This window comes from Maritimibacter sp. HL-12, assembly GCF_900177545.1.
GTDB lineage: Bacteria > Pseudomonadota > Alphaproteobacteria > Rhodobacterales > Rhodobacteraceae > Sinisalibacter.
This window is the reverse complement of record NZ_FXBQ01000001.1, coordinates 1,181,128-1,207,120: the sequence shown is the minus strand read 5'-3', so window position 1 is coordinate 1,207,120 and position 25,993 is coordinate 1,181,128. Positions and strand designations below refer to the sequence as shown.

At 65.5% G+C, this 25,993-nt stretch carries 30 protein-coding genes and 1 tRNA gene; 8 read left to right on the top strand and 23 right to left on the bottom strand.

Features of this window, described 5'->3' with window-relative positions:
* The first annotated feature begins 2 nt into the window (after positions 1-2).
* Positions 3-479, top strand: a complete 477-nt coding sequence (gene smpB / locus B9Y97_RS06070; RefSeq protein WP_085525902.1) for an SsrA-binding protein SmpB — start codon at positions 3-5, stop codon at positions 477-479.
* A 319-nt stretch (positions 480-798) separates the two neighbouring features.
* On the opposite strand, the gene fmt is transcribed toward smpB, so the two are convergent.
* Positions 799-1,698: a methionyl-tRNA formyltransferase gene (gene fmt / locus B9Y97_RS06065; protein WP_085525901.1), complete on the bottom strand. Its 900-nt coding sequence runs from the start codon at positions 1,696-1,698 to the stop codon at positions 799-801.
* Position 1,699: 1 nt separating this feature from the next.
* Positions 1,700-2,056 (bottom strand): ArsR/SmtB family transcription factor, encoded by a 357-nt coding sequence (locus B9Y97_RS06060; protein WP_085525900.1) that lies wholly within the window; start codon positions 2,054-2,056, stop codon positions 1,700-1,702.
* Between the two features lie 46 nt (positions 2,057-2,102).
* On the opposite strand from B9Y97_RS06060, the gene B9Y97_RS06055 reads away from it, so the two are divergent.
* Positions 2,103-2,564, top strand: coding sequence for a DUF6428 family protein (locus B9Y97_RS06055; protein ID WP_085525899.1), 462 nt, complete (start codon positions 2,103-2,105; stop codon positions 2,562-2,564).
* Here the strand turns inward: B9Y97_RS06055 and def (B9Y97_RS06050) are convergent.
* Both def (B9Y97_RS06050) and def (B9Y97_RS06045) read right to left on the bottom strand, forming a co-directional pair.
* On the bottom strand, positions 2,561-3,079 hold the full coding sequence (def, locus tag B9Y97_RS06050; protein ID WP_085525898.1) for a peptide deformylase: 519 nt from the start codon (positions 3,077-3,079) through the stop codon (positions 2,561-2,563). The two genes, B9Y97_RS06055 and def (B9Y97_RS06050), sit on opposite strands and share 4 nt — an antisense overlap.
* Positions 3,079-3,600, bottom strand: a complete 522-nt coding sequence (def, locus tag B9Y97_RS06045; protein ID WP_085525897.1) for a peptide deformylase — start codon at positions 3,598-3,600, stop codon at positions 3,079-3,081. Before def (B9Y97_RS06045) ends, def (B9Y97_RS06050) begins: the two co-directional genes overlap by 1 nt.
* Before the next feature lie 224 nt (positions 3,601-3,824).
* On the opposite strand from def (B9Y97_RS06045), the gene B9Y97_RS06040 reads away from it, so the two are divergent.
* Positions 3,825-4,997, top strand: a complete 1,173-nt coding sequence (locus B9Y97_RS06040; RefSeq protein ID WP_085525896.1) for a MalY/PatB family protein — start codon at positions 3,825-3,827, stop codon at positions 4,995-4,997.
* A 45-nt stretch (positions 4,998-5,042) separates the two neighbouring features.
* Here the strand turns inward: B9Y97_RS06040 and B9Y97_RS06035 are convergent, their stop codons facing one another.
* The 7 genes from B9Y97_RS06035 to B9Y97_RS06005 form a co-directional block, all read right to left on the bottom strand.
* On the bottom strand, positions 5,043-5,390 hold the full coding sequence (locus tag B9Y97_RS06035; RefSeq protein ID WP_085525895.1) for a hypothetical protein: 348 nt from the start codon (positions 5,388-5,390) through the stop codon (positions 5,043-5,045).
* Positions 5,391-5,472: 82 nt separating this feature from the next.
* Positions 5,473-6,264, bottom strand: a complete 792-nt coding sequence (gene cobM / locus B9Y97_RS06030) for a precorrin-4 C(11)-methyltransferase (RefSeq protein WP_085525894.1) — start codon at positions 6,262-6,264, stop codon at positions 5,473-5,475.
* Positions 6,261-8,060 (bottom strand): precorrin-3B C(17)-methyltransferase, encoded by a 1,800-nt coding sequence (gene cobJ / locus B9Y97_RS06025; RefSeq protein ID WP_085525893.1) that lies wholly within the window; start codon positions 8,058-8,060, stop codon positions 6,261-6,263. Before cobJ ends, cobM begins: the two co-directional genes overlap by 4 nt.
* The gene (cobI, locus tag B9Y97_RS06020) at positions 8,039-8,755 is read right to left on the bottom strand and encodes a precorrin-2 C(20)-methyltransferase (protein WP_085525892.1); all 717 of its coding nucleotides are present in this window, start codon (positions 8,753-8,755) and stop codon (positions 8,039-8,041) included. Before cobI ends, cobJ begins: the two co-directional genes overlap by 22 nt.
* Entirely contained in the window at positions 8,752-9,948 is a 1,197-nt protein-coding gene (gene cbiE / locus B9Y97_RS06015; protein WP_254900862.1) for a precorrin-6y C5,15-methyltransferase (decarboxylating) subunit CbiE, read from the bottom strand. Before cbiE ends, cobI begins: the two co-directional genes overlap by 4 nt.
* Positions 9,945-10,607 carry a precorrin-8X methylmutase gene (locus tag B9Y97_RS06010; RefSeq protein ID WP_085525891.1) on the bottom strand — a complete coding sequence of 221 codons (663 nt, stop codon included), beginning with the start codon at positions 10,605-10,607 and terminating at the stop codon, positions 9,945-9,947. The genes cbiE and B9Y97_RS06010 overlap by 4 nt, the downstream gene beginning before the upstream one ends.
* On the bottom strand, positions 10,604-11,809 hold the full coding sequence (locus B9Y97_RS06005) for a sirohydrochlorin chelatase (RefSeq protein WP_085525890.1): 1,206 nt from the start codon (positions 11,807-11,809) through the stop codon (positions 10,604-10,606). Before B9Y97_RS06005 ends, B9Y97_RS06010 begins: the two co-directional genes overlap by 4 nt.
* A gap of 366 nt (positions 11,810-12,175) precedes the next feature.
* Between B9Y97_RS06005 and B9Y97_RS06000 the strand changes: the two genes are divergently transcribed.
* The gene (locus B9Y97_RS06000; protein WP_085525889.1) at positions 12,176-13,183 is read left to right on the top strand and encodes a glutathione S-transferase family protein; all 1,008 of its coding nucleotides are present in this window, start codon (positions 12,176-12,178) and stop codon (positions 13,181-13,183) included.
* Positions 13,184-13,192: 9 nt separating this feature from the next.
* Here the strand turns inward: B9Y97_RS06000 and zapE are convergent, their stop codons facing one another.
* A complete protein-coding gene (zapE, locus tag B9Y97_RS05995; protein ID WP_085525888.1) occupies positions 13,193-14,275 on the bottom strand; it encodes a cell division protein ZapE in 1,083 nt (360 codons plus the stop codon).
* A gap of 86 nt (positions 14,276-14,361) precedes the next feature.
* Here zapE and B9Y97_RS05990 point away from each other — a divergent pair, with 86 nt between their 5' ends.
* Complete coding sequence (locus tag B9Y97_RS05990) at positions 14,362-15,606, top strand: MFS transporter (protein WP_085525887.1); 1,245 nt, start codon at positions 14,362-14,364, stop codon at positions 15,604-15,606.
* Here the strand turns inward: B9Y97_RS05990 and B9Y97_RS05985 are convergent.
* Positions 15,603-16,061, bottom strand: a complete 459-nt coding sequence (locus tag B9Y97_RS05985; RefSeq protein ID WP_085525886.1) for an Lrp/AsnC family transcriptional regulator — start codon at positions 16,059-16,061, stop codon at positions 15,603-15,605. The two genes, B9Y97_RS05990 and B9Y97_RS05985, sit on opposite strands and share 4 nt — an antisense overlap.
* A gap of 136 nt (positions 16,062-16,197) precedes the next feature.
* Here B9Y97_RS05985 and ald point away from each other — a divergent pair, with 136 nt between their 5' ends.
* Entirely contained in the window at positions 16,198-17,316 is a 1,119-nt protein-coding gene (gene ald, locus B9Y97_RS05980; protein ID WP_085525885.1) for an alanine dehydrogenase, read from the top strand.
* Positions 17,317-17,424: 108 nt separating this feature from the next.
* On the opposite strand, the gene B9Y97_RS05975 is transcribed toward ald, so the two are convergent.
* The 10 genes from B9Y97_RS05975 to rpmI form a co-directional block, all read right to left on the bottom strand.
* Positions 17,425-17,501: transfer RNA gene (locus B9Y97_RS05975), tRNA-Met, on the bottom strand.
* A 90-nt stretch (positions 17,502-17,591) separates the two neighbouring features.
* Positions 17,592-18,419, bottom strand: a complete 828-nt coding sequence (locus B9Y97_RS05970) for a mechanosensitive ion channel family protein (RefSeq protein WP_085525884.1) — start codon at positions 18,417-18,419, stop codon at positions 17,592-17,594.
* 67 nt (positions 18,420-18,486) lie between these two features.
* A complete protein-coding gene (gene mscL / locus B9Y97_RS05965; protein ID WP_085525883.1) occupies positions 18,487-18,918 on the bottom strand; it encodes a large conductance mechanosensitive channel protein MscL in 432 nt (143 codons plus the stop codon).
* Positions 18,919-19,035: 117 nt separating this feature from the next.
* Positions 19,036-19,668 (bottom strand): phosphoribosyltransferase, encoded by a 633-nt coding sequence (locus B9Y97_RS05960; protein WP_085525882.1) that lies wholly within the window; start codon positions 19,666-19,668, stop codon positions 19,036-19,038.
* Positions 19,669-19,732: 64 nt separating this feature from the next.
* Complete coding sequence (gene pheT / locus B9Y97_RS05955; RefSeq protein WP_085525881.1) at positions 19,733-22,144, bottom strand: phenylalanine--tRNA ligase subunit beta; 2,412 nt, start codon at positions 22,142-22,144, stop codon at positions 19,733-19,735.
* 23 nt (positions 22,145-22,167) lie between these two features.
* Positions 22,168-22,590 carry an ASCH domain-containing protein gene (locus B9Y97_RS05950; protein ID WP_085525880.1) on the bottom strand — a complete coding sequence of 141 codons (423 nt, stop codon included), beginning with the start codon at positions 22,588-22,590 and terminating at the stop codon, positions 22,168-22,170.
* 123 nt (positions 22,591-22,713) lie between these two features.
* The gene (locus B9Y97_RS17900; protein WP_139828240.1) at positions 22,714-23,187 is read right to left on the bottom strand and encodes a hypothetical protein; all 474 of its coding nucleotides are present in this window, start codon (positions 23,185-23,187) and stop codon (positions 22,714-22,716) included.
* Between the two features lie 11 nt (positions 23,188-23,198).
* Positions 23,199-24,272 carry a phenylalanine--tRNA ligase subunit alpha gene (gene pheS, locus B9Y97_RS05940; protein ID WP_085525878.1) on the bottom strand — a complete coding sequence of 358 codons (1,074 nt, stop codon included), beginning with the start codon at positions 24,270-24,272 and terminating at the stop codon, positions 23,199-23,201.
* A 115-nt stretch (positions 24,273-24,387) separates the two neighbouring features.
* Positions 24,388-24,750, bottom strand: a complete 363-nt coding sequence (gene rplT, locus B9Y97_RS05935) for a 50S ribosomal protein L20 (RefSeq protein WP_085525877.1) — start codon at positions 24,748-24,750, stop codon at positions 24,388-24,390.
* A 13-nt stretch (positions 24,751-24,763) separates the two neighbouring features.
* Positions 24,764-24,964, bottom strand: a complete 201-nt coding sequence (rpmI, locus tag B9Y97_RS05930) for a 50S ribosomal protein L35 (RefSeq protein ID WP_085525876.1) — start codon at positions 24,962-24,964, stop codon at positions 24,764-24,766.
* Positions 24,965-25,185: 221 nt separating this feature from the next.
* Between rpmI and B9Y97_RS05925 the strand changes: the two genes are divergently transcribed.
* Both B9Y97_RS05925 and B9Y97_RS05920 read left to right on the top strand, forming a co-directional pair.
* Complete coding sequence (locus B9Y97_RS05925; RefSeq protein ID WP_085525875.1) at positions 25,186-25,320, top strand: aa3-type cytochrome c oxidase subunit IV; 135 nt, start codon at positions 25,186-25,188, stop codon at positions 25,318-25,320.
* 72 nt (positions 25,321-25,392) lie between these two features.
* A complete protein-coding gene (locus tag B9Y97_RS05920; protein ID WP_085528130.1) occupies positions 25,393-25,992 on the top strand; it encodes a hypothetical protein in 600 nt (199 codons plus the stop codon).
* Position 25,993: the final 1 nt, after the last annotated feature.

The following is a 25,993-nucleotide window of genomic DNA, read 5'->3' as shown; positions in this document are numbered from 1 at the left end:
CCATGGCGAAGAAAGACAAAAACCCGAACTACAAGGTGATCGCCGAGAACCGGCGCGCGCGGCACGATTATGCGATCGAGGAAGATCTCGAATGCGGCGTCATGCTGATGGGTTCCGAGGTGAAGAGCCTGCGCGGCGGAAGCGCCAATATCGCCGAAAGCTATGCCGCCGTCGAGAACGGCGAGCTTTGGCTGGTGAACGGCTATATCGCGCCCTACGCACAGGCCAAGACATGGGGCCACGAGGAGCGCCGCCGCCGCAAGCTGCTGGTGTCGCGCAAGGAACTGGCGCGTCTGTGGAATGCCACCCAACGCAAGGGGATGACGCTGGTGCCGCTGGTGCTCTATTTCAACGACAAGGGGCTGGTGAAGCTGAAGATCGGCATCGCCAAGGGCAAGAAGGTGCACGACAAGCGCGCCGACGAGGCCAAGGCCGACTGGAACCGGCAAAAGCAGCGGCTGTTGCGCGAGAAGGGCTGAAGGGAAAGGGGGGCTGTCTGCCCCCCTCGCCCGTGCCGGGCTCACCCCCCGAAGGTATTTTTGGACCCAAGAAGCCTGATCTGCTGGAGAGACGGGCGCATCCGCTGCGGTTCGGCCCGCAGCGGAGAGGGAATGCGCGCTCTGGGGCGGCGTTAATCTTGATACCTGTCAGGGTTAACGCGTGGCGGGGTTCACGCGGTCGGAGTGGCTGTGCGACCCCTTTGCGGGTCGGCGGGCGCAAGTTCTGATCGGGTGATGCGCGGCCGGATCAGATGCGCCATGCGCTGTGGCGGGCTTGTCGCGCGCGGTCCAAAGCCGATCAGCCGACCTTGGCAGGCATCTCGAAGCCGCGCAGGAATTCTCCCGTTCCCATCGGACGTTTGCCGGGACGTTGGGCGCGGGTGATCTGCACCGCGCCGATGCCGCAGGCGATGGTGAGCGGGCCGATCACCTCGCCCGGCAGGCCCGCGCCGTTTGTTGCGCACGCGCCAAGCAGTTTGACCCGTTCGTCGCCGATCTCGCACCATGCACCGGGATGCGGGGAGAGGCCGCGAATGTGCCGGGCGACTTCGGATGCGGGCCGCGACCAATCCACCCGCGCCTCGGATTTGTCGATCTTGGCGGCATAGGTTGCGCCGTCGTCCGGCTGGGGTTCGGGGGTGAGCCGGTCAAGCTGGTCGAGCGTCTCGACAATCGCGGTCGCGCCGAGGTGCGAAAGGCGGTCGTGAAGGTCGCCGGTGGTTTCTTCCGCGCCGATCAGGATCGCGCGGCGCAAGAGCACCGGGCCGGTATCGAGGCCCGCGTCCATCTGCATGATGCAGACGCCGGTTTCCGCGTCGCCAGCCATGATTGCGCGATGAATCGGCGCGGCCCCGCGCCAGCGCGGCAGGAGCGAGGCGTGGATGTTGAGGCAGCCGTGGGTGGGGGCGTCGAGGATCGGTTGCGGCAGGATCAGCCCATAGGCCACCACCACGCCGATCTCGGCGTCAAGCGCGGCGAATTCGGCTTGTGCTTCGCCGGTGCGCAGCGACTTCGGGTGGCGGACTTCAAGACCGAGTTCGAGCGCGCGGATGTGCACCGGGGTGGGCCGGTCTTTCTTGCCGCGCCCGGCCGGGCGCGGCGGCTGACAATAGACCGCGGCGATCTCGTGACCGGCCGCGACCAGTGCATCGAGTGCGGGCACGGAGAAATCCGGGCTGCCCATGAAGACCAGTCTCATCTCAGCTTTCTCCTTGCGGGCGGCAGGCAGCGGCAGGCGAACAGCACGCCACGATCTGCGGATCCGCACCACAGCAATCATTGATGAGGTAGCCCATCAACGCGCCTATGGCCACGGTGTCGGCGCGGTAGATCACCTGGCGCGATGATTTCGTCGCGGTCACCAGCCCCGCGCGCGCGAGCACGCCGAGGTGAAACGACCCGCGCGAGGAGGAAAACCCGATGGCTTCGCCGATCTCTCCTGCGGGCGCGCCTTGCGGGCCGCGCGCGACGAGAAAGCGCAGGATGCGCAGGCGGGTGCTTTCAGACAGGGCCGAAAGTGCCGCGAGGGCTTGACTTTCGTCAGGGGGCTGGATCATATCTCAATACCTTTTGAGATGTTGAGTAATGAAGGGACGGTAGAACATGATGCAGACCATGGCAACGGCCGGCGACATGGTTTCGGCGCTCGACAGGCTGGCGCCTGACATGCCAGTGGGCTTTGCGACGGATGCCGGCGTGATCGGCGGCGACTATCACATCACCGAGCTCAAGCTCGCCGAGATCCGCTCGATCGATTGCGGCGGCCGCGAAAGCCGCTGGCGCGAGGCAGCGCTTCAACTGCTCGATGGAAGCGGCGAAGGCTGGATGAGCGCGGGCAAGATGGCCGCGATCCTCAAGCGCTGCATCGCCGCCTTGCCCGATCTTGCCGTGGTGCCCCTATCGGTTGAATTTGCCCACGGAAACCGGGGGCTTGGCCGCTACACGCCGGTGCAGCCGCTGGACCGGGGCGGGCATGCGGTGGTTGCGCTCGTAGGCGATGCGGCACAATGCAAACCCGCCGTCGATACCGGCTGTTGCGCGGTTGCTACGGGCTGTTGTGGCTAGCGCAGTTTCGCGGCGCGCTTGAGCAGACGGTCACGCTTGAGCCGCGACAGGTGGTCGAAATACATCTTGCCGTTCAGGTGGTCGATCTGGTGCTGCACGCTGGTGGCCCAGAGGCCGACGAAATCGCGCTCTTCCCATTCGCCGCCCGCGTTCAGGAACCGGACCGTCACCGCGCGGGGGCGCGAGATCGTGGCCCAGACGCCCGGCAGGTTGGGGCTGGCCTCGTCATGCTCGCGCAGTTGAACCGATGCGTGAAGCACTTGCGGGTTCGCCATCCGCACCGCTTCGCCGCGGGCCTCGGAGGCGTCGACCACGGCGAGCGCCTGCATGATGCCAAGCTGAACCGCGGCGAGGCCGACGCCGGGCATGGCCTCCATCGCGGCGATCATCTCGGTCCAGATCGCGGCGGTTTCGTCGGTGATTTCGGTGACCGGGGCGGCGGGAGTGCGCAGCCGCTTGTCGGGCCAGATCACGAAGCGGCGGTGCGCGGATGGCGCGGTCTGGCCCGGTGGCATCAGTCGCGCGTCCGCTCGCGTTTGATCTTCTGGCTCTTGCGGGTCATCATCTGGCGCCGCATCGGGCTGAGATAGTCGATGAAGAGCTTGCCGTTCAGGTGGTCGATCTCGTGCTGGAGCACGGTGGCCCAGAAGCCGGCGAAATCGCGCTCCTGCTCGTTGCCGTGCAGATCGAGCCAGCGCAGGCGCACCTCGGCCGGGCGTGTGACCTCGGCGTATTGATCCGGGATCGAGAGGCAGCCTTCCTCGTAGACGGAGGTTTCGTCCGACGACAGCAAGACCTCGGGGTTGAACATGACGATGGGCTGCGGCGTCTCGTTCGGATCCTTGACCGGGTCGGCCACGATCACCCGCTGCAGCACGCCCACCTGCGGTGCGGCAAGGCCGACGCCCGGCGCGTCATACATCGTTTCCAGCATGTCGTCGGCAAGCTGGCGCAGCGGATCGGACAGGTCCGGCACGGCGTCGGCCACCTTTTTCAGGCGCGGGTCGGGGTGGATCAGGATCGAGCGTATGGTCATGCGCGGGATTTAGGCGAAGGGCAGGCGGGGCGCAATGGGGGAGCGGTTTTCCTCAACCCTTGAGAATACCCAATCACGCGACGAGCCTCCGATCCAACGAATATCCAGTAGGCCAGTGCAACACCGTAGCGCGGCACCAAGACCACGGTAGCTGGCGCGAGGAAATATATGTTGCGCCCGACCTTGACCGCGTTACCCTCGCCCGACCTGATGCAGGAGGCTCCATGAACTTCGACGAACTCCATGACCGTGTTGCGACCGGCTCCAGCAAATGGACGTTGCTGGAGGGTGAATTCGGGATCAAAGGGGATGATGTCATCCCGATGTGGATCGCCGACATGGATTTCAAGGCGCCTGCATTCCTGAGCGACGCGGTTCATGCCGCTGCAGATGCCGGCGATTTCGGATATTTCGCCAATATCGGGTCCTACCTCGATGCCGTGTGCTGGTGGTCGCAATCTCGGCACGGCTGGAGCATCGTGCCGGACTGGATCATCAATACCGCGAGCATCGGCAATGCGGTTGCCTTCGCGATCCAGACCTGGTCGGAGCCCGGCGACTCCGTTGCGATCTTCACGCCGGTCTACCACGAGTTCGCGCGCAAGATCCTCAGGAACGACCGCGTTGTCACCGAGTTGCCGCTCGTCGTGCGGAATGATCGATTCACGCTCGATTTTGAAAGCTACGAGGGGCGGATGACCGGGCGCGAGAAGATCCTGATCCTGTGTTCACCGCACAACCCCGGCGGGCGGGTCTGGTCCGCCGAGGAACTGCAGGCGATCGCGGATTTCGCTTCGCGCCACGATCTGGTTCTGGTCTCAGATGAAATCCACAACGATATCATCATGCCCGGCTACCGGCATGTGCCCACCGCCCTGGCCGCCCCCGAGGCGACGCCACGGCTGGTGACGATGATTTCGGCGTCGAAGACATTTTCGATTGCGGGTGCGAGGCTCGGCGCCGTCATCATCGAAGACGAAGCGCTGCGCAGCCAATTCGCCAACACGGTCAGGCGGGCCGATCTCGCGCCCAACCTTTTCGGAGTCGTCCTCTCCCGTGCAGCTTTCTCTCCCGCCGGGGCGGTCTGGGTCGATGAACTCACGGGCTATCTTGCCGGCAACTACGAGGTTTTCCGCAAAGGCTTGCTGGAGATTCCGGGCGTGTCGATCCACAAGCTCGAAGGAACTTATCTGGCCTGGGTGGATTTTTCGCGGCTCGGAATGACGGATGACGAGTTGTGGCGTCGGGTGACCGAGATCGCCCGGCTTGTCCCAAGCCCCGGTCCGGCTTTCGGAAGTGGCGGGGAAGGTGGGCTGCGGTTCAATCTCGGGACCCAGCGCGCGCGCGTCGAGGCTGCGGTCGAGCGTCTCGTGGACGCGTTTGCCGATCTGCAATGAAGGGCAGGCGGCGCGGGCCGATGGCTTGCCGCCAGAACCGGCCGACTACTTGCTCAGCAGGGCGATCGGGGCGTTCTCGTCGCGGGCGAAATCGAGCGGGGCCTTGTCCACTGCCGCCGTCGAGCGTTTGAACTCGTAGCGCATCAGCGCGCCATCTTCTTCCGAGGCGACGATCAGGCATTGGTAGAGGTGGCGGCTGCCGTCGTAGAGATCGACCAGCCCACGCAGCTTGGGGGCATTGTCGAGATCGAGGGCGAAGCCGCCTTCGCGGAATTCGAGGACCGGGAAAACATCGTCGCCCGCCGATACCCGCAAGCGGGATTTCCTGCGCAGGTCGCGTTTGCGCGCCTGTTCCAGGCCTTCCTGGACCTCTTTCGGCAAATAGGTCGTCATTCCGGTTCCTCCGCACCTGCACCAAGCATGCAGGGTGGTTCGATTCGGTCAAGTTATCGTTTGGTGACCGGTCGGAACCTTGTCAGGTGTTGTGATCTTCCACCAGGTCCACGCCCACCACCGGGCGCAGCACGTGCGGCTTGGCGGGATCGTAGAGCGCCGAATCGCGGAAATCGCGGGTTTCGCCAAGAGCGGGTCCAACAAGGATAAGCGCGGTGCGGGTGATCTTCTCGGCGCGGACTTTCAGACGGATATCGTCGAGCCGGCCGCGAATGAGCATCTGGTCGGGCCAGCCGACGCGGTAAGCCACCACCACCGGGCAATCGGCACCGTAATGCGGCGTGAGCACGCGCTCGATCTCGCGCATGTTGCGCACGGCGAGGTGGATTGCCAGCGTTGCCCCGGTGCGGGCAAAATTCTCGAGGGTTTCGCCCTCGGGCATGGAGGTGGATTGCATACTCATCCGGGTGAGCACGATGCTTTGCGCGATCTCCGGGATCGTCAGTTCCTGCCCCAGAGCGGCAGCGGCGGCGGCGTAGGCGGGCACGCCGGGCACGATCTCGTAGGCGATCCCGTCGGCGCGCAACCGGCGGATCTGTTCGGCAATCGCGCCGTAGAGGCTCGGGTCGCCGGAATGAACGCGGGCCACGTCTTGTCCGCGCGCCTGGGCGGCAAGGATTTCGCCGTGGGTTTCGTCGAGTGTCATCGCGGCGGTATCGCGCACCAGCGCGCCCTCGGGCGCACCGGCGACAACCTCTGGCGGCACGAGGCTTCCGGCGTAGAGACAGACCGGGCATTGCCCGATGATCCGCTGCGCCTTCAAGGTGAGCAGTTCCGGGTCGCCCGGCCCCGCGCCGATGAAAAAAACCTTCATGCCAGATCTCCGTCGATTTTCCGGGCGTAGCCCCGGGGGGTATACATGCGCGGGCCCTCGCCAAGCTCGGCCAGCCGCGAGTTGGACGAACCGACGAGCACCACCGTCAGCATGTCGACCTCATCAACGTCGAGATCGGCGAGCCTGCGGTAGCGCAGCGTTTCCTCTGGCCGTCCAAGGTTCGTGGCGAGCAGAACCGGCGTGTCGTCGGGGCGGTGGGCCAGCAGGATCTCGCGGGCCTCGGCAAGAAGCGTGCGCCGCCGTTTGGAGACCGGATTATAGAAGGCGATGACGAAATCGCCTTCGGCGGCCGCTTGAATACGCAGGCGTATGGTATCGGTGGGTGTGAGCAGGTCCGACAGCGAGATCGCGCAGAAGTCGTGGCCGAGCGGCGCGCCGGCACGCGCGGCGGCGGCTTGCAGCGCCGAGACGCCGGGGGTCGAGATCACCTCGACACGTCTGGCCGCGTCCGATACACCCATCGCCTCCGGTCCCCGGTCCATCAACTCGAACACCAGCGCGCCCATGGCGTAGATCCCCGCATCACCTGACGAGATCAGCGCTATGTTGCGCCCCTTGGCGGCCTCCTCCAGCGCGTAGCGGCAGCGATCCTCTTCCGCCCCAAGCGGGAAATCGCGGCGAGGCTTGCCGGCGACGAGCGGCCCGAGCAGGTCGATATAAAGTCCGTAGCCGACAAGCTCGTCAGCCTCCGCGATCAGCCGGGAGGCTTCGGGCGTGCGCCAGGAAGACTGGCCGGGGCCGATGCCGACGATGGCAAGCCGCCCGCGCGCGCGGCCCCCGGGTGCCGTGATGGGTGCCGGGCTGAGCGAGAGCGCACAGGTGGCATTGGCCGACTTGTGTTTTTCAACCGCGAGCGCGCTGCCCGGGGCGGCGGCGAGGGCGGCGGCCTCCGATACACCATGGCAGCCGACTTCGGCGAAGACGATCTCCGAGGGGTTGGCGAGATTGGGCGTCTGGGCTTCCAGTTCCGCCGCCGTGAACAGGTGCAGCGGCACGCCGAGTTTGCGCGCGAGGGCATTCACCGCCGGTTCATCGGCCTTGAGGTCGATCGTTGCAACGGCGGCAATCGCGCCGGGGGCGATCTCGTGGGTGGCGAGGGTGTCTGATACCAGCGCGTCGAGCTCGGCGGGATCGGCATTGCGCGCGCAGCCTGCACCGAGAACATACGCCTGCGGATGGTATACGAGGCGCGCGGCGTCTCCGGGGAGTGGCGCGGTGGTGACGACCAGTTCCGCCGGGCCTTCCTCGTCGCCCTCCAGTCCGAAGATGTTCTCACCAAGAATGCGCGGGGCAGCGCCCGAGAGCAGCCTTGCCATCACCGCCTTGGCGTCGACGGGATTTTGCAGCCGGTAGCCCACGGGCGGCTCGTCCAGCGCCACGCCGATCGCCACGTCGCCTGCCGTGGTGACGGCGGCGGTTGCCCCGAGGGCCTCGGCGATGTCGCGCGCCAGCCGGTTCGCGCCCCGGTGGCCGCCGAGCAAGGGGATGACCACGTTGCCATCGTCGGATACCGACAAAACCGGTGGTTCGGTCGTCTTGTCGGCGAGCAGTGGGGCCACGGCGCGAATGAGGATGCCCGAGGCGCAGACGCCGACCACCGGCACACCCGCCGCGAAGAGGTCGCGCACATGGCTGAGCGCATTGGGAAAGAACGCGTCGGCGCGGTCGACACGTCCGGCGCGGCCGTGAACCGGCGCGCCGAGATGGGCGGCGATCCGATGCGCGGCGGCTTCGCCGGCACGGTTGAGGGCGATCACGACGGGGTCTTGAGCCAAGGGTCGGCACCTTTCGTCACAAGGATGAGAGAGAAATAGGGAGCTGGGTCGGGGGCTTCGGAGAGCGGCAGGATGCGTTCGTTGTCAAGCGTCGCCCGCTCGATGTACTGCGCCCGATCAAGAAGACCGAGCGCGGCGAGCAAGGCGCGCACCCGTCCGAGATGGCGGCCCACCTTCAGAATGGCGACACTGTCGGCCTGCGCAATACGGTTACGAATGGCGTCGTCCGAAAGCGGCGCGGGGATCGTGCTGAATGCGTCGTTGCGCGCCACCAGGGGCAGTTGCGCCCGCGCGGAAGCGGCCGAAACGGACGTGACGCCGGGCACGACATCGGTTGCATACCGGCCGGACAGGCGGGCGTGCAGATACATGAAGGAGCCGTAGAAGAACGGATCGCCTTCACAAAGCATCACCACGTCATGGCCGAGGTCGAGCGCTTCGGCAATGCGCGCGGCCCCGAGATCGTAGGCCGCCTGTGCCGGGCCTCGGTCCAGGGTCATCGGGACTTCCACAACGATTTCGTGTGTGTCGTCAGCGATATAGGGTGCTGCGATCTGGCGCGCGAAACTCTCCGTTCCGGGCAGCGACGGATAGGCGATGATCCCGGTCTCCGCAATCAACCGGGCGGCCCGGATCGTCACCAGATCGGGATCGCCCGGCCCGAGACCGACGCCGATGAACATGCCTTTGCTCATTTCACGAGGCTCCATTGTGTGACCGCCATCATCGGACGCCACCCCATCCGCGGGCCGACAGGCTCGGCCCGCGACACCGAGATCCGCGCCAACTCGCCGCCATGACGGGCGTGGAGGTCGAGCAATACCGCTTCGCTCTCCAAGGTGACGCTGTTGGCGACGAGGCGACCCTGTGGCTTCAAAGCATTCCATACGGTTTCGAATGTTTCTGCCGTGATGCCGCCTCCGAGAAACACCGCGTCGGGGTCGGGCAGGCCCGCGAGAGCATCCGGCGCGCTGCCCTCAACCAGTGTCAGCCCCGGCGTGCCAAGGGTGGCGGCATTGGCGGCGGCAAAGGCCCTGCGGTCGGCGCGCGGTTCGATGCCAATGGCGCGGGCGTCGCGCGCAGCGCGCATCCATTCTATCGCGACCGACCCGGCGCCGCAGCCGATATCCCACAACAGCGCGCCGCGCATCGGCATCAACCGGGCAAGGCTCACCGCGCGCACCTCGCGCTTGGTCATGGTGCCATCGGAGGCGAAGGCGCTGTCGGGCAGGCCGGGTGTTCGGGCATGGAGCACGGGCGCGTGTCCAGGCCGGACTTCGACGGCCAGCGTGTTGAAATCCGGCACGTTTTCGGTCCAATTCTCCGCGTCCCCCTCAATGCGCAGCTCGTCTGCGGCGCCCATGTTGGCGAGCACGGTGAGGCGCGAGGGGCCGTAGCCGCGCGCGGCAAGAAACCCGGCGATCTGCCCCGGCGTCGCGCTGCCGGTGGTCAGGATCAGGAGGCGGGCACCGGGCGTGATGTAGGGAATCACCTGTTCGGGCGGGCGACCGTGCGCGGTGAGGGTCTCGCAATCGGCAAGCGACCAGCCCATGCGGGCGGCGGCGAGTTGGAAGGCCGAAAGCTGCGGATGCACGACGAACTCACCGGGTGTGAAGGCGTTGGCGATCTTTGCGCCGACCGAAAACCAGAGCGGATCGCCGGTGGCGAGCACGGCGACGCGACGCCCGCTCAGGCCCCGCAAACGGTCGATCAGCGCGTCGAAAGGCGAGGGCCAGGCGATGCGTTCACCGGCTACACCATCCGTTAGCGTATGGTGGCGTTCACCTCCGACGATAACCTCGGCGGTCGCCAGCGCCGCGCGGGCGGCAGGCGCGAGGCTGCCCATCCCATCCGCGCCGATGCCGATGATATGGAGCCAGGGTGTCACGCGCCGATTTCCGGCAACCCGGCGGCAAGCGCGTTGACCGCGGCAGAGGCCATCGCAGAGCCGCCGCGCCGCCCGCGCAGCGCGACGAAATCGCAGCCCCGCGGATCGCGGGCAAGCTCGGCCTTGGATTCGGCGGCCCCCACGAAGCCGACCGGAAAGCCGAGGATCACCGCCGGGCGCGGCGCGCCCTCGTCGATCAGTTCGAGCAGGCGAAACAGCGCCGTGGGCGCGTTGCCGATGGCGACGACAGCGCCTTCCAGCCGGTCGGCCCAAAGCTCGACGGCGGCGGCGGAGCGGGTGTTGCCGATCCGTGCCGCGCGCGCGGGTACTTCCCCGGCGTTCAGGGTGACGATGACCTCGTTACCCGCAGGCAAGTAGCGCCGGATGATGCCCGCCGCAACCATCTCACAATCCGCCAGCACCGGCGCACCCGAGGCCAGCGCGGCTTGCCCGGCCTCGAAAGCGCCGGGCGAGAATGCCAGCCGGTCGGCCACCTCGACCATGCCGCAGGCATGGATCAGCCGCGTGGCGAGCCGTGCCATGCCGGGCGAAAAACGCTCAAGCCGAGCCTCGGCTTGCACCGTGGCAAAGCTCCGGGCGTAAATTGCCGCCGGATCGCGCTCGTAGCGCAGCGGCGGTCTGGGCGGTGCCTCGGTCATTTTCGGCGCGCCGATTCGGGGCCATGCGGGTGTTTGGCATGGGGATAGGCCGGGTGGTGATGGTGATCGTGGCCATGGTGGTGATGGTGATCATGGCCGTGATCATGATGGTGGTGGTGATGGTGGTGCATGTCGAGGCGGCACTCGCCGGTGCAGAAGGTATCGCACAGCGGGCAATCGGCGACGTTCGAGCCCGGCGCAGAAGCGCCCTGGCCTTCGACGTGGTGATGATGGCTTTCCTGCACCGCGCCGACCTCGGCCTCGAAGCCAAGCACCTCGGTGCGATACTTGCACATCACGCAGACCGGCGGCGGCACATCGCCGAACGCCGGGTGCCCGGCGCGCTCGTCCGGGTCGATCTGCACGGACTTGCCGTTCTGCAGCGACAGAACCTGCGTGCGATAGGGGCAGGTGCCGCAGTTCGGCGGCGGCACGTCGCCCAGTTGCTCGCGCACCCGTTCTGCGAAGGTTTCCAAAACCTTGGGGTGATCGCCGAGGTAGCCCGCCTTCACGAATTGAATGTCCGGATGATCGGCGGCGACCTTGTCGGTGAAGCCATAGATGCGGTCGATCAGGATCCCGGAGAACAGAAAGTAGGGGAACACCACGATCCGCCGGTAGCCGAGCCTGGCGGCGTGGCGCAGCACGGGTTCGACAAGCGGAAAGGTCACGCCGGAATACCCCACTTCAAGCCATCCCAGCCCAAGCCCTTCCTGCAACAGCCGGGCAACCTTGGCGATATTGGCGTTGGCATCGGGGTCGGAGGCACCACGGCCGATCACCACGAGGCAGGTTTCCTCCAGTGGCACCGTTCCGTGCTTGGCGTTGGCCGCGCCGATCGCGGCGCGCACCCGGTCGCCCGCAGCGGCGATCATCTTCGGGTCGATCCCGAGATCGCGCCCGTAGCGCACCTCGATGCCGTGCTCGGCGGCGTAGGTGTTGAGCACGGTGGGAATGTCGTTTTTTGTGTGCATCGCGGCAAAGAGCATCCCGGGAACGGCAAGGATCTTCTCGGCCCCGGCGTTGCGCAGGTTGTCGAGCCCGGCGCGGATCACCGGGTTGGCAAATTCGAGATAGCCGTAATCGGTGATCCAGTCGTCCGGCAGGTAGGCGGGCAGCTTCTCGGCCAGCACCTTGAACTCGTCCACCGCCGCTTGGCTGCGCGAGCCGTGGCCGCAGATCATCACGCCGATTTTCGTCATTGGCAGGCTCCTCTGGCTTCAGGCTTCGGGCCGGCGCTCAGGCGCAAAGGGATATCACGGGTGAAAGCTCGCATGGCACATCCTTTTTCAGCAGCCGCATTGGCGCGGAGAGCGTGCCTTTCTCGACGATTGCGCGGCGCGATCCCCTGCATGGGTCGATCTTGCCACGGCACACCACTCCGGCCCCTTCGGGCATCGTCGTTGCCCCGTATAGGCCAAGCTGCCCTGCGCCTCAACGCAGGAAACGGCAATCGGGCGCGATGCGGCGACGCGGTTGTGCACCAGCGCACGAGGCTTGCGCGCGAGGTGACGTTTTTCCGGATCGAGCCAGGGACTACCTGTAGATCAGGAAAAAGGGGGTTTGGCATGGGCCAACTGGTGAACGGTGTCTGGCAAGACACATGGTATGACACGAAGAAATCGGGCGGGCGGTTCGTGCGCTCGACGCAGAAGTTTCGCAACTGGGTGACGCCGGACGGCGCGCCCGGCCCTTCGGGTGAGGGCGGCTTCAAAGCCGAGAGCGGGCGGTATCATCTCTACGTCTCCTATGCCTGCCCATGGGCACACCGCACCTTGGTTTTCCGCGCGCTGAAAGGGCTGGAGCCGCATATCGGCGTGTCGGTGGTGCATCCCGACATGCTGTCGGATGGCTGGAGCTTCGACCACTTGTTCGACGGTGCGACCGGCGATACGCTGTTTGGCTTCGACTATCTGCGCGAGGTCTATCTCAAGGCCGAGCCCGGGATGTCGGGCCGGGTGACGGTGCCGGTTCTGTGGGACCGGATGCGTGAAACCATCGTCTCCAACGAGAGCGCCGAGATCATCCGGATGTTCAATTCGGCCTTCGACGGGATCACTGGAAACACCAATGATTACTGGCCCGAGCCGCTGCGCGACGAGATCGAGGCGGTGAATGCGCGGGTGTACGACACGGTCAACAACGGCGTCTACAAGGCCGGCTTCGCGACGACGCAAACCGCCTATGATGAAGCCGTGACGGCGCTGTTCGACAGCCTCGACTGGCTGGAAGAACGGCTATCGACCCGCCGCTACCTCGTGGGCGACACCATCACCGAGGCCGACTGGCGGCTGTTCACCACGCTGGTGCGGTTCGACCAGGTGTATCACGGCCACTTCAAGTGCAACCGCAAGCGGCTGGTGGATTACCCGAACCTCTGGGCCTATGCGCGCGAGCTTCACCAATGGCCGGGCGTGGCGGACACCTGCCACCCGGACCACTGGATCCGGCACTACCATTACTCTCACGAAACGATTAACCCGCACCGGATCGTGCCCGTTGGTCCGGAGCTGGACTGGGCGGCGGCACATGGTCGGCAAAACGTCGGCAAAACGTCGGCGCAGGCGGCCGAATAGGGCGCGGCGCTACTGCCCCCAGTCGGCCGACTGCATCTCGCGCAGGCGCGACGCGGTGCGCTCGAACTCGAAACTGCCCTCGCCTTCGACATAGAGGTATTCGGGTTCGGCGGCCGCGCTCGCCACGAGCCGCACATGGGCTTCATAGAGCGCGTCGATCAGGGTGACGAAGCGGCGCGCCTCGTTGAAGTTGGCGCGGCCGAGCCGGGGGATATTCTCGATGATGATCATCCGCACCGCCTCGGCGATGGCGAGATAATCCGCCGGTCCGTGGGGCTTTGCGCAGAGTTCGTAGAAGCTGGCGCGGGCGACCCCGGAGCAGACCGCAGGCAACTCCACCTCGCGTCCCTTGACCGCCAGAACCAGCGGGCGCGGTTGGCCATGTTCGGTAAAGCCGCTCCAGATCGCTTCGATCCCCGCCCGGGCCTCGGGGCCGAGGGGGGTGAAGTAGGTGGGGGCCCCGGCAAGGCGGTTCTGCCGGTAGTCCGAAGGGCTGGCAAGCTCATGCACCACGAGCCGGTCGCGGATCATGTCGATGAACGGCAGGAAAAGCTGGCGGTTGAGGCCGTGCTCGTAGAGGCCTTCGGGCGGACGGTTGGAGGTGGTGATGACCACCACGCCGGCGGCGAAGAGTTTCTCGAACAAGCGCCCCACGATCATCGCGTCGGTGATGTCGGTGATCTGCATCTCGTCGAGCGCGAGCAGGCGCAGGTCTTTCACCAAGGCATCGGCTACCGGGGCAAGCGCGTCGGCAAGGCCCTGCTGGCGGGCGGCGTGCATGCCATTGTGAACCTCCTGCATGAAGGCGTGGAAATGCACCCGGCGCTTTTCGGCGATGTCGAGATGGCCCACGAACAGGTCCATCAGCATCGACTTGCCGCGCCCGACGCCACCCCAGAGATAGAGCCCCTGCGGCACCTCCTCGGGTTTGTGGAACAGCCCGCCGAGGATGCCCCGCCGCTTGAGCCTGGTGGTTTCAAGGTGATGGCGGATATCCTCGAACATCGACAACACGGCTTCCTGCGCCGGGTCGGGGTGCAGGGTGCCGCTGGCCACGCGGGCGGCGTAGATCTCGGCAATCGTCTCGCTCATGCTCAAGCCATATCGGGCGCGCGGGATGAAGGAAAGCGATTGACGGCCCGCGCGCCTTGACACAATTTCGCGCGACGGAGAGACGAATGACCAGCGCGCGACTGATTACCCCGGTTCTGATTGCCGGGGCCACGATCCTGATGCTCAGCTTCGCGGTTCGCGCGAGTTTCGGCGTGTTCCAGATCCCGATTGCGGAGGAGTTTGGCTGGCTGCGGGCCGATTTCTCGCTCGCGATCGCGATCCAGAACCTCGCCTGGGGTATCGGCCAGCCGATTTTCGGGGCGATCGCGGAAAAGCTCGGTGACAGGCGGGCGATCGTGCTCGGCGCGCTGCTCTACGCCGCCGGTCTGGTCGCCTCGGCCTTCGCCACAACGCCGCTGGAACACCAGCTTCTTGAGGTGGCGGTCGGCTTCGGCGTGGCGGGCACCGGGTTTGGCGTGATCCTTGCGGTGGTGGGGCGCGCAGCCTCGGATCGGCACCGCTCGATGACGCTGGCGATCGCCACGGCGGCGGGCTCGGCGGGGCAGGTATTTGGTGCGCCGGTGGCGGAATGGCTGCTTACGCTGATGCCGTGGCAAAGCGTGTTTCTCGTCTTTGCGGCGGTGATCCTCGGTTCGCTGGTGATGTTGCCCCTGATGCGCACGCCAACGGTGGCGAATCGCGCCCAACTGGAGGAGAGCCTCGGCCATGTTCTGAAGCAAGCCTTCCGCGACCCGTCTTACACGATGATCTTCCTGGGCTTTTTCTCCTGCGGTTACCAACTTGCGTTTGTCACCGCCCATTTCCCGGCCTTCGTCACCGAGATGTGCGGCGCGATCGACCCCTCGGGAACGCTGGCCTCGCTCGGGGTTGCCACCACGTCGGCGCTTGGTGCGATCTCGATATCGCTGATCGGGCTGGCCAATATCGGCGGCACGCTGCTGGCCGGGGCGCTCGGCAACCATTTTCAGAAAAAATACCTTCTGGCCGCGATCTACGCCGGGCGCACGGTGATTGCCGCGCTGTTCATCATGATGCCGATCACGCCCACCTCGGTGATCCTGTTTTCCATTGCAATGGGCAGCCTCTGGCTGGCGACGGTGCCGCTGACCTCGGGGCTCGTCGCGCATATCTACGGGTTGCGCTACATGGGCACGCTCTATGGTATCGTGTTCTTCTCGCACCAGCTTGGCAGCTTCCTCGGTGTCTGGCTGGGCGGGCGGATGTATGACATCACCGGCGACTACACCTTCGTGTGGTGGATCGGCGTGGGTGTGGGTGCCTTCTCGGCGCTGATCCATCTGCCGATCCGCGAAAGGCCGCTGGCCCCGGTTCGGGCTGCCGCCGCCTAAACCGGCAAGGCCGTGGTCTTGAACACCGTGCGCAGGGCGAAGCTCGATTGCATGCCCTGAACCCCAGGCAGCCGGGCGAGCTTCTGGCGGTGGATGCGGGCGAAATCGTCGGTGTCGCGGGCGACGACCTTGAGGATGTAATCGGCCGAGCCCGCCATCAGGTGACATTCGAGCACTTCGGGCACCCGCGCCACCTCGCGCTCGAAGGCTTCGAGCAATTCGTCGGCCTGGCCAGACAGGGTGATCTCGACGAAGACCATGGTGGGCAGCTCGATCATGCGGGGATCGACCATCGCCACGTAGTTGCGGATATAGCCGTCCTTCTCGAGCCGCTGCACGCGGCGGTGGCAGGCGGACGGCGAGAGGTTGACCTGTTCGGAAAGCTCGGCGTTTGAGATCCGGCCGCTCTTCTGGAGAACGGTCAGAATCCGGCGGTCCATGCTGTCAAGATCCATTCTGGGCGAATATCCTTGCAAGAAAACGGCGATACTTCGAAGAGTTCGTCCGAGACCATAGCCAGTGGCATCGTGGATTTCAAAGCAATTGCGCCGGGAATGCGCCAAGCTTCGGAAAATTCAACAGGAGGACGTCATGCTGATCGGGTGCCCGAGAGAAATCAAGCCGCAGGAATACCGGGTGGGCTTGACGCCGCGCGCCGCTGCAGAAGCCATTGCCCATGGCCATTCGGTGGTTGTCGAAACCGGCGCCGGTGCCGGATCGGGGTTTCCCGATGACGATTATGCCGCCGCGGGCGTAGAGATCGTGGCGACCGCGGCAGAGGTGTTTGCCAGGGCCGATCTGATCGTCAAGGTGAAGGAGCCGCAAGCGGTCGAACGCAAGATGCTGCGGGACGGCCAGATCCTGTTCACCTACCTGCACCTTGCGCCCGATCCGGCCCAGACAAACGACCTGCTCGCCAGCGGGGTGACGGCGATTGCCTACGAGACGGTGACCGACCGCGACGGGCGGTTGCCCTTGCTTGCGCCGATGTCGGAGGTGGCGGGCAAGCTGGCCCCGCAGGTTGGCGCGTGGACGCTGCAGAAGGCCAACGGCGGGCGCGGCGTGCTGATGGGCGGCGTGCCCGGGGTTCGCCCCGCCACCGTGGTGGTGATCGGCGGCGGCGTGGTCGGCACCCAGGCTGCGCGGGTGGCCGCGGGCATGGGCGCGGATGTGACCGTGCTCGACATGTCGCTGCCGCGTCTGCGCCAGCTTGACGACGCGTTCCGCACCGAGTTTCGCACCGGCTTTGCCAGTGCCGGGCTGACCGCCGAACTGGTGGCCGGGGCCGACATGGTGATCGGCGCGGTGCTGGTGCCGGGGGCGGCGGCGCCCAAGATCGTGCGTCGGGACATGCTGTCGACGATGAAGCCGGGGGCAGCGCTCGTCGATGTGGCGATCGACCAGGGCGGCTGTTTCGAGACCTCGCGGCCCACCACCCACGAAGACCCGATCTACGAGGTGGACGGGATCATGCATTACTGCGTTGCCAACATGCCCGGCGCGGTGGCGCGCACCTCGACGCTGGCGCTCGGCAATGCCACGCTGCCGTTCCTGCTCGCGCTGGCCGACAAGGGCTGGCGGCAGGCCTGCGAAGACGATCCGCACCTGCTCGACGGGCTCAACGTGCACGCCGGCCACCTGACGCAATACGCGGTGGGTGAGGCGCTTGCGATCGACGTGCTTTCACCGAAGCTGGCGCTTGGAAAATAGGCGGGTTGGCGGGGGCTCTGCCCCCGCTGTCCCAACGTGTTGCGCGGCGGAGGACGCCCTCACGACAAGGCCGCTGCGGCGCTGGTTCGCGATCCGGGGAGCTGCGTGTGGTAGCGTGGGGCGGACTTGAACCGCCGACCCCAGCATTATGAGTGCTGTGCTCTAACCAGCTGAGCTACCACGCCATTCACACGAAGGGGCAGATAGCCGCGCCGCGCGCGGCTGTCAACGCGGAAAACGGGTTTTTTGCCCCTGTGGCGGGCGGCCCCGCGGGTTCATTCCGCCGCCGCCTGAACCATGACGCGATGCGGATAGGGGATGGTGATCCCCTCGGCGTCGAAGGCCTCCTTCACGGCGCGGGTGAGGGCGAATTTCACATCCCAGTAATCGTCTGCGGCAACCCAGAGCCGCGCGGTGATCTCAACCGCGCTGTCGCCCAGCGCGGTGACGCGCAGCCATGGTTCGGGATCGGCCAGCACCCGGGTGTCTTCCCCGGCAAGCCGGGCAACAACCGCCATGGCGCGCTCGGCGTCGTCGTCGTAGCCGATCCCGAACACGAGATCGACCCGGCGGGTGGCATGGTGCGAATAGTTGGTGATGATCATGCCCCATGCCTTCCCGTTGGGCACGATGATCTGGACGTTGTCCGGCGTGGCGAGTTCGGTTACGAAAAGGTTGATATCCTTCACGGTGCCCGCGGTGCCGGCGATATCGACGTATTGCCCAACGCGATAGGGGCGGAACATCACGATCATGAAACCGGCGGCGAGGTCGGCCAGCGTGCCCTGAAGCGCCATGCCGATCGCCAGCGTTGCGGCACCGAGCATGGCCACGAGCGACGTGGCCTGGATGCCGAAGACACCGAGAACGGCGATCAGCGTGATCAGCAGGATCAGCCACCGAAGGATTGAAGAAGTGAACCCCGCGATCGTCGGGTCGATCCGGGGTTGGGCGGCGAGGCGCTGGCGTGCGATCCGGCTGGCGGTCCCGGCCAGGACCCAGCCGATCACGAGCACAACGAAGGCCTTGGCGGCGTTGATCATGACCGGCAGGTAGCTGACGGTGAGGTCGGAAAGGTTGTTGGTGAGGTTTTCCACGGTCATGTCTCCTGTGTCGTGAAAATGAAACGGGGCGCGCTTTCGGCGCGCCCCTCGATCTGGCGGGCAAGGCTTACCTGGTGGCGAGCGCGTCGCGGATCTCGGTCAGGAGATCGAGTTCCGTCGGCCCTGCCGGGGCGGCGGGCTCCTCGACCGTCTTCGTGGTCGCCGCATCTTTCACCTTGTTGACGTAGCGCACCAGCATGAACACCACGAAGGCGATGATCAGGAAATTGATCACGGCGGTCAGGAAGGCCCCATAGGCGAATACCACCGCGCCGGACTCGCGCGCTGCTTCAAGGCTGGCCCCGGGGCCGACCTCTCCCGAAAGCACCGCGTACATATTGGTGAAGTCCAGCCCGCCGACAATCAGCCCGATGATCGGGTTGATCAGGTCGGAAACCAGCGATCCGACGATGGCGGTGAAAGCCGCGCCGATGATGATCCCGACGGCCATATCCATCACGTTGCCCTTGGCGATGAAATTCTTGAACTCTTTGAGCATGCTGTTCCCCTTGAAAACCGGCCGCTCTCTGGATGTGCGGCCTTGGCGGGATGGTAGCACAAGGTTTGGCCGGATTCTCGCGAAAGATCGGGGGAAACGGCACCAGTCCTTCCCCGGTCAGTGCGCTGCGAGCAAGGCCGTGACTTCGTCGTCGGACACCTGCGGAAAGGCTGCGAAATGCGCGCCGACGGCGTAGAACGGGCGTGGCGTCTCAAGGCAGATCAGCCGGTCACAAAGCGGCGCGAGCGCGGCCTGCACATCGGCGGGCGCAACCGGCACGGCGAGGATGATCTCGCGCGCGCCCCGGCCAGCAAGACCTTTGAGCGCCGCCCGCACGGTGGCCCCGGTGGCGATCCCGTCATCAACCACGAGCACGCTGCGCCCGGAGATCGGCACCGGCGCACGATGGGCCAGCCAGACCTCGCGGCGCGCGGCGATCTCGGCGAGTTTTTCGCGGATCGCAGAGGCGAAATCCGCCTCGGTGAGCCGGTGAGCGGCCAGAATCTCGGGGTTGAAAACCACCTGGTGCGCCGGGCCGTCGACCACCGCGCCCGCCGCCAGTTCCGGGTTGCCGGGAGCGCCGAGCTTGCGCACGAGGAGAAGATCGAGCGGGGCCTTGAGGCTCTCGGCCACCTTGATCGCCACTGGCACGCCGCCCCGGGGCAACGCGAGCACCACCGGGTCGGTCAGATCAAGGCCGTCAAGCGCCTCGGCCAGCTTTTCGCCGGCATCTTCGCGGGTCGAGAACATGGCCCCATGATGCCACCGACGCCGGGATTGTGCCAGCCTCCGATGGTTGCGGCGGCCGCGCGGGTCAGCCGCGCAGCGCCCCGCCGGTGGCCTTGGCGACCTTCTCGATGATCTTCTGGCCCACCGCCTCGATCTCGGCGTCGGTGAGGGTCTTGTCGCGCGGTTGCAACCGGACGGTGATCGCGAGCGACTTCTTGCCCGCGCCCATCTGTGCCTCGGCCTTCGGCCCGTGGAACTCGTCGAACACCGACACGTTCGCGATCAGCGTCTTGTCGGCACCCTGCGCGGCGTTCACCAGCGTGAGCGCCTCGACGCCGGCATCGACGACGAAAGCGAAATCGCGTTCGACCGGTTGCAGATCAGAAGCCGCAAGGGCGGGCCGGGTCGCGCCGCTGGACTTGGGGAAGGGCACGCGCTCGGGCCAGAGCGTGAAGGCGACCGCGGGGCCCTTCACGCCCATGCGGTCGAGCACCTTGGGGTGCACCTCGCCGAAAGTGGCGAGGATGTTCTTCGGCCCGAGGCTGATCTGGCCGGACCGGCCCGGATGCCACCACGCCGATGTGCCTCGCAGGATCATCTGTTTGGCCGGGGCGCCGATGGCGGACAGCACCGCCTCGGCATCGGCCTTGGCATCGTAGACATCGACCGGGCGGCGCGACCCCCAGGGGTCGCGCGGGGCCGAGCCACCGACGAGAAGGCCGGCAACCTGCAAATGACTTTCCTCCGGCTCGCCACCGTCGAAGGCGGGGCCGACCTCGAACAGCGCGAGATCCATGAAGCCGCGGGCCTGGTTGCGGGCGGCGGCCTGCAACAGCCCGGGCAGGAGATCGGGCCGCATGTGGCTCATTTCCGACGAGATCGGGTTTTCCAGCATCGTGGCATCCGCCCCGCCGCCGAAAAGCTCTGCGCTGTCCTTGTCGATGAAGGAATAGGTCACCGCCTCGTTGTAACCGAGCGCGGCCATGGTGCGCCGGGCGATGTTCTCGCGCTTCTGGATCGGGGTCAGCACGGCCTTGGGCACGCCGACATGCGCCCGGCTCATCGGCTTGCCGACGAGCTTGGTCAGCGACGCGATGCGGGCGACTTCCTCCACGAGATCGGCTTCGCCCATCACGTCGGGCCGCCACGAGGGCACATGGGCCATGTCGCCTTCCAGCCGGAAGCCGAGCGCTTCGAGCGTGCGGCGCTGTTCTTCGGCGGGGATGTCCATCCCCACCAGCGATTGCACCCGGTCGGTGTCGAGCTTGTAGGCGCGGCTGACGTCGGGCACCTCGCCCGCCGTCACCACGTCGGAAGGCTCGCCGCCGCAGAACTCGATGATCATCTGCGTCGCCAGTTCGATGGCGGGGGCGTTGAACGCCGGGTCGATGCCGCGCTCGTTGCGATAGCGGGCGTCGGAGTTGATCTTCGTGGCCCGGCCGGTCTTGGCGATCTGGATCGTGTCCCAGACGGCGGCTTCGAGGAAGACGTTCTCCGTTTCCTCGGTGCAGCCGGTGCGCAGGCCACCCATGATCCCGGCGATGCTCTCGATCTCCTCGGCGTCCGAGATCACCACGGACCCCGCGGGGAAGCTGTATTCCTTCTCGTCGAGGCCGATCAGGGTTTCGCCGCCCGTGGTGCGGTGCACCCGGAGATTGCCACGCACCTTGTCGGCGTCGAAGACATGGAGCGGGCGATTCATGTCGTAGGTGAAGAAGTTGGTCACATCCACCAGCGCCGAGATCGGCCGAAGCCCGATGGCGCGCAGGCGCTGTTGCAGCCACGCGGGCGAGGGGCCGTTCTTCACACCCCGGATGAGCCGGCCCATGAAAACTTCGCAGCCGTGCTCGCGGGTGTCGTCGTCGATGGTGACGGTGATCGGGCAGGGGAACTTGCCCTCGACCTTGGCGGTTTTCATCGGTTTCAGCGTGCCAAGGCCGCGCGCGGCCAGATCGCGGGCGATGCCGCGCACGCCGAGCGCGTCGGGGCGGTTGGGGGTGATCGCGATCTCGATCACCGGGTCGACCTTCTCGGGCCGGTTCTTCGCCATCCAGTCGGCGAAGCTCTCGCCCACCTCGCCCGAGGGCAGCTCGATGATGCCGGTGTGCTCGTCGCTGAGTTCCAACTCGCGCTCCGAGGCCATCATGCCGTGCGATTCCACGCCCCGGATCTTGCCCACGGAAAGCGTGAGGTCGATCCCCGGCACGTAATCGCCGGGCTTGGCGATCACCACGGTGATCCCCTCGCGGGCATTGGGCGCGCCGCAGACGATCTGCTTGTCGCCCTCGTCGGTCTCGACGATGCAAACGCGCAGCCGGTCGGCGTCGGGGTGCTGTTCGGCGTGTTTCACCTTGCCGAGTGTGAAGCCCTTGAGCGTGGCCAGCGGGTTCTCGATGCCCTCGACCTCAAGGCCAAGGTCGGTGAGGGTTTCCGCGATCTCGTCCACCGACGCCGTGGTGTCGAGGTGGTCTTTCAGCCAGGAGAGTGTGAATTTCATGTCTTTTCCTCTTTCGGCACCGCTCAGCGGTCTGCCAGATCCTCGACAAGCTCGAATTCCTCGAACAGCAGCATCATTTCGGGGTCAAACCCGCCGTTGCGGGTGAAATAGGCCTCATGCCCCTTGCGCCAGCCCTCCAGCGTCTCGTCCTCGCCCTCGGCCAGCGCCAGTTCCTCGGGCACGTCGCAAAAGCGGATCTTGTGCAGGCGCGTGGTGCGGATCACCAGCGCCGGGGTGCCATCCCAGTTCGCGGCGATATCGCAGCGGCCGACCTCGGGCATCGCCTCCGGCTCCGCCTCGAACTCCGAGAGCGCCGCACAGGTGGCGCGCTTCTTGCCGGAGCGCACGAGGGCGATGAGTTCGGCACAGAGCGCGGCGCTGTCGCCGAACTTGAACGTCCCCGCGCCGGGATAGGTGACTTGCAGGTCTTCCATGTCGTCGGTCATTTGCATGCCTATTGCGATGTAGGGCGGGGTTTCACCCCGCCATTCCCAGAGGTGGGGTGGAACCCCACCCTACAGGTTTGGCTGGGCCTTCGGAGGGAGTGAGAAGAGTTTCAATTTGCTCTATCAAATGCCGTCGCCCGGTTCGTACGATTTCCCATAAAGAAACTTGGCTGCCGCTTCTTGATCCTCACCTTTGAAGAATCCAACATCAGCTCTCGCCATGCTCATAGCCTCTTGGTCTAGCCGAAGAGCTTCGTTGAACAGTAAGTTGTGGTTCCGGTCGGGGCTCGAGTCTCGTGCGCGATTGTACTCGATAAGCTTGTCGATGATTCCTCGGCACGCCTCAATGACTTCAATCGGTGCGTAGAACACCAGCGCGTTGAAAGCCTTTCGGGTTTCGATCATTGCTTCAGAGACGCCCGGTCTTTCGGATGTGCTGGATATGCGAAGAAGATGCTGGAGGGTTGCAAAAAACTCTCTATATGCTTGACGCTTCTCGGCATCGAGCTGCAACCTCCGGTCTTTCTCTTTCTGCCAAGGATAAGCCACAAAGGCGATTAACAAAGCAGTTCCTGACGCAATAAGCGTACCGATCACGGGCCAACAGATCACCGCGACAATCCCCCCCGCATCGTCGGCATATCCAGCGCGGAAAACCCGTAGTGCCTCAGCCAGCGCAGATCGCTGTCAAAGAACGCCCGCAAATCCGGAATGCCGTATTTCAGCATCGCCAGACGGTCGATCCCGATCCCAAACGCGAAGCCCTGCCATTCGGTCGGATCCACGCCGGAGGCTTCCAGCACCTTCGGGTGTACCATGCCGGAGCCGAGGATCTCCATCCAGTCGTCGCCCTCGCCCACCTTGAGCCGCCCGTCTTCCCACGAGCACCGCAGGTCGACCTCGGCGCTCGGTTCGGTGAAGGGGAAGTGCGAGGCGCGGAAGCGGAGTTCCACCTCGTCGACCTCGAAGAAGGCGCGGCAGAATTCTTCCAGCACCCACTTGAGGTTGGCCATGGAGATATCGCGGTCGATCGCCAGCCCCTCGATCTGGTGGAACATCGGCGTGTGGGTCTGGTCGTAGTCGGAGCGATAGACCCGGCCCGGCGCGATCACCCGGATCGGCGCGCCTTGGGCCAGCATCGCGCGGATCTGCACCGGGCTGGTGTGGGTGCGCAGCACGTGCGGCGGGCGGTTGTCGCCCTCGGCGCGGTGCATGTAGAAGGTATCGAACTCCTGCCGCGCGGGGTGGTGCGGCGGGATGTTCAAAGCGTCGAAATTGTGCCAGTCGGTCTCGATCTGCGGGCCTTCGGCAACGGAAAAGCCCATGTCGGCGAAGATCGTGGTGACTTCCTCGGTGACCTGGCTCACCGGGTGGATCGTGCCCGCCGGGCGGGGCCGCGCGGGCAGGGTCACGTCGAGCCACTCGGTTTTCAGCCGCTCATCGAGCGCGGCATCGCCCAGCGCCTCTTTCTTGGCGGCAAGGGCCGAATTGATCTCGTCCTTCAGCGCGTTGAGCTTCGGCCCCATCACCTGCCGCTCTTCAGGCGTCATCTTGCCCAGTTCGCGCATCTGGAGCGCGACTTCGCCCTTCTTGCCCACGGCGGCAACGCGGATCTCTTCCAGTGCGGCCTCGCTGCCTGCGCCTGCGATGGCTTCGAGATACTTTTGCCTCAGATCGTCCATTTCCGAGCCCTCTTTTGCGGTTGGCCCGTCGATACCATGCGGGGCCTGAAAGACAAGAAGCCGCGAGACCCTTGCAGGTCCGCGGCTTCTGAAATGCATGTTCCCGAACGGGAGCTTATGCGAGCGCGGCCTTCGCCTTGTCGACGATGGCGGTAAAGGCGTCGGGCTCGTTCACGGCGAGATCGGCAAGCACCTTGCGGTCAACCTCGATGCCGGCCAGCGACAGACCGTTGATGAAGCGCGAATAGGTCAGCGCCTCGTCATGCGCGCGCACGGCGGCGTTGATGCGCTGGATCCACAGGGCGCGGAAATTGCGCTTGCGCTGCTTGCGGTCGCGGGTGGCATACTGGTTGGCCTTGTCGACAGCCTGGGTCGCGGTCTTGAAAACGTTGGAACGGCGACCGTAATAGCCTTTGGCGGCCTTGATCACCTTCTTGTGGCGGGCGTGGGTGGTGGTTCCACCTTTGGTGCGGGGCATGGTTCAGGCCTCCTTAGCGCGAATAGGGCATCATCGGCTTGATGATCTGCTCATCAGCCTTCGACAACAGCGTGGTTCCGCGCGCGTTGCGCAGGAACTTGTTGGTGCGCTTGATCATGCCATGGCGCTTGCCGGCCTGGGCCCGCACGATGCGGCCGGTGGCCGTCACCTTGAACCGCTTCTTGCAGCTCGACTTCGTCTTCATCTTGGGCATTTCGGTCTCCTTCGAGTTAACCCCGTGACACGCGACTCGGCATGCCTCTTCGGCCGGCCGCGCGGATTGAGGGGGCCGTATAGGCGGGTTCTCCCTGCGTGGCAAGGGCAAAACGCCCTGGTCACAAGCGTGTTCGCGCGCGCACGCGGGTCGTGACAGGCCGCGACAAATCGTCTAATCCTCGTTGGAAACAGAATTGGCTTCAGACGGTGAGGGATAACATGGCTGAACACAAACACGGCACGATGGACACCCGCGTGCAGGAAAAAACCTTCGAGGGTTTCATCAAGGTCACGGTTCGCTCGGTGATGGTGATTCTCGTGCTGGTCGTCCTGATGGCGCTTTTCAACGCCTGAACATTTCGACCCGGGCGCGATCTTGTGCCCGGGTGTCATTCTTTTGTTTGATTCACGAGGTACATGTTCGCCATGCGTAGGTTCGCGATTCTTCTTTTTGCGCTTCTTGGCCTTTCCGCCTGTGCCATGCCCGATCCGGTCTGGGCACCGGATGAGGCCGTGGAGCGTGCGCGTTTCTCCGCCTCGGGGCCGTCGTCGCTGACGCTTTTCTCGGTCATCAACGTCAAGTCGGGCAATGGCGGGCATTCGTCGCTGCTGGTGTCGGCCCCCTCCGAGCGGGTGCTGTTCGATCCGGCCGGAAGTTTCAACCATCCGCGCCTGCCGGAGCGACATGACGTGATCCACGGGATGACAAACGCGGCGGTGGATTTCTACATCGATTACCATTCGCGCGCGAGTTGGCGGGTGGTGCGGCAGGATCTCGTCGTCTCGGCGGAGGTGGCCGAAACCGCGCTCGCGCTGGTCAAGGCCAATGGCCCGGTGCCGCACGCCTATTGCGCGAACTCGATCGCGAGCATCTTGCGCGAGTTGCCCGGCTTCGAGTCGATCCGCACGACGATGTTCCCCGAGAACCTGCAAGCCGAATTCGCCAAGATGCCCGGCGTGGTCACGCGCGAGTATCACGACGAAGACCCCGACAGTAACGGCTATATTCTCGCGCGCGGGATCTGAG

What these genes read in the sequence shown, in the direction of transcription:
- smpB (WP_085525902.1), top strand. Translation starts at nt 3, where the DNA reads ATGGCGAAGAAAGACAAAAACCCGAACTACAAGGTGATCGCCGAGAAC.
- fmt (WP_085525901.1), bottom strand. Translation starts at nt 1,698, where the DNA reads ATGAGACTGGTCTTCATGGGCAGCCCGGATTTCTCCGTGCCCGCACTC.
- B9Y97_RS06060 (WP_085525900.1), bottom strand. Translation starts at nt 2,056, where the DNA reads ATGATCCAGCCCCCTGACGAAAGTCAAGCCCTCGCGGCACTTTCGGCC.
- B9Y97_RS06055 (WP_085525899.1), top strand. Translation starts at nt 2,103, where the DNA reads ATGATGCAGACCATGGCAACGGCCGGCGACATGGTTTCGGCGCTCGAC.
- def (WP_085525898.1), bottom strand. Translation starts at nt 3,079, where the DNA reads ATGCCACCGGGCCAGACCGCGCCATCCGCGCACCGCCGCTTCGTGATC.
- def (WP_085525897.1), bottom strand. Translation starts at nt 3,600, where the DNA reads ATGACCATACGCTCGATCCTGATCCACCCCGACCCGCGCCTGAAAAAG.
- B9Y97_RS06040 (WP_085525896.1), top strand. Translation starts at nt 3,825, where the DNA reads ATGAACTTCGACGAACTCCATGACCGTGTTGCGACCGGCTCCAGCAAA.
- B9Y97_RS06035 (WP_085525895.1), bottom strand. Translation starts at nt 5,390, where the DNA reads ATGACGACCTATTTGCCGAAAGAGGTCCAGGAAGGCCTGGAACAGGCG.
- cobM (WP_085525894.1), bottom strand. Translation starts at nt 6,264, where the DNA reads ATGAAGGTTTTTTTCATCGGCGCGGGGCCGGGCGACCCGGAACTGCTC.
- cobI (WP_085525892.1), bottom strand. Translation starts at nt 8,755, where the DNA reads ATGAGCAAAGGCATGTTCATCGGCGTCGGTCTCGGGCCGGGCGATCCC.
- B9Y97_RS06010 (WP_085525891.1), bottom strand. Translation starts at nt 10,607, where the DNA reads ATGACCGAGGCACCGCCCAGACCGCCGCTGCGCTACGAGCGCGATCCG.
- B9Y97_RS06005 (WP_085525890.1), bottom strand. Translation starts at nt 11,809, where the DNA reads ATGACGAAAATCGGCGTGATGATCTGCGGCCACGGCTCGCGCAGCCAA.
- B9Y97_RS06000 (WP_085525889.1), top strand. Translation starts at nt 12,176, where the DNA reads ATGGGCCAACTGGTGAACGGTGTCTGGCAAGACACATGGTATGACACG.
- zapE (WP_085525888.1), bottom strand. Translation starts at nt 14,275, where the DNA reads ATGAGCGAGACGATTGCCGAGATCTACGCCGCCCGCGTGGCCAGCGGC.
- B9Y97_RS05990 (WP_085525887.1), top strand. Translation starts at nt 14,362, where the DNA reads ATGACCAGCGCGCGACTGATTACCCCGGTTCTGATTGCCGGGGCCACG.
- B9Y97_RS05985 (WP_085525886.1), bottom strand. Translation starts at nt 16,061, where the DNA reads ATGGATCTTGACAGCATGGACCGCCGGATTCTGACCGTTCTCCAGAAG.
- ald (WP_085525885.1), top strand. Translation starts at nt 16,198, where the DNA reads ATGCTGATCGGGTGCCCGAGAGAAATCAAGCCGCAGGAATACCGGGTG.
- B9Y97_RS05970 (WP_085525884.1), bottom strand. Translation starts at nt 18,419, where the DNA reads ATGACCGTGGAAAACCTCACCAACAACCTTTCCGACCTCACCGTCAGC.
- mscL (WP_085525883.1), bottom strand. Translation starts at nt 18,918, where the DNA reads ATGCTCAAAGAGTTCAAGAATTTCATCGCCAAGGGCAACGTGATGGAT.
- B9Y97_RS05960 (WP_085525882.1), bottom strand. Translation starts at nt 19,668, where the DNA reads ATGTTCTCGACCCGCGAAGATGCCGGCGAAAAGCTGGCCGAGGCGCTT.
- pheT (WP_085525881.1), bottom strand. Translation starts at nt 22,144, where the DNA reads ATGAAATTCACACTCTCCTGGCTGAAAGACCACCTCGACACCACGGCG.
- B9Y97_RS05950 (WP_085525880.1), bottom strand. Translation starts at nt 22,590, where the DNA reads ATGACCGACGACATGGAAGACCTGCAAGTCACCTATCCCGGCGCGGGG.
- pheS (WP_085525878.1), bottom strand. Translation starts at nt 24,272, where the DNA reads ATGGACGATCTGAGGCAAAAGTATCTCGAAGCCATCGCAGGCGCAGGC.
- rplT (WP_085525877.1), bottom strand. Translation starts at nt 24,750, where the DNA reads ATGCCCCGCACCAAAGGTGGAACCACCACCCACGCCCGCCACAAGAAG.
- rpmI (WP_085525876.1), bottom strand. Translation starts at nt 24,964, where the DNA reads ATGCCCAAGATGAAGACGAAGTCGAGCTGCAAGAAGCGGTTCAAGGTG.
- B9Y97_RS05925 (WP_085525875.1), top strand. Translation starts at nt 25,186, where the DNA reads ATGGCTGAACACAAACACGGCACGATGGACACCCGCGTGCAGGAAAAA.
- B9Y97_RS05920 (WP_085528130.1), top strand. Translation starts at nt 25,393, where the DNA reads ATGCGTAGGTTCGCGATTCTTCTTTTTGCGCTTCTTGGCCTTTCCGCC.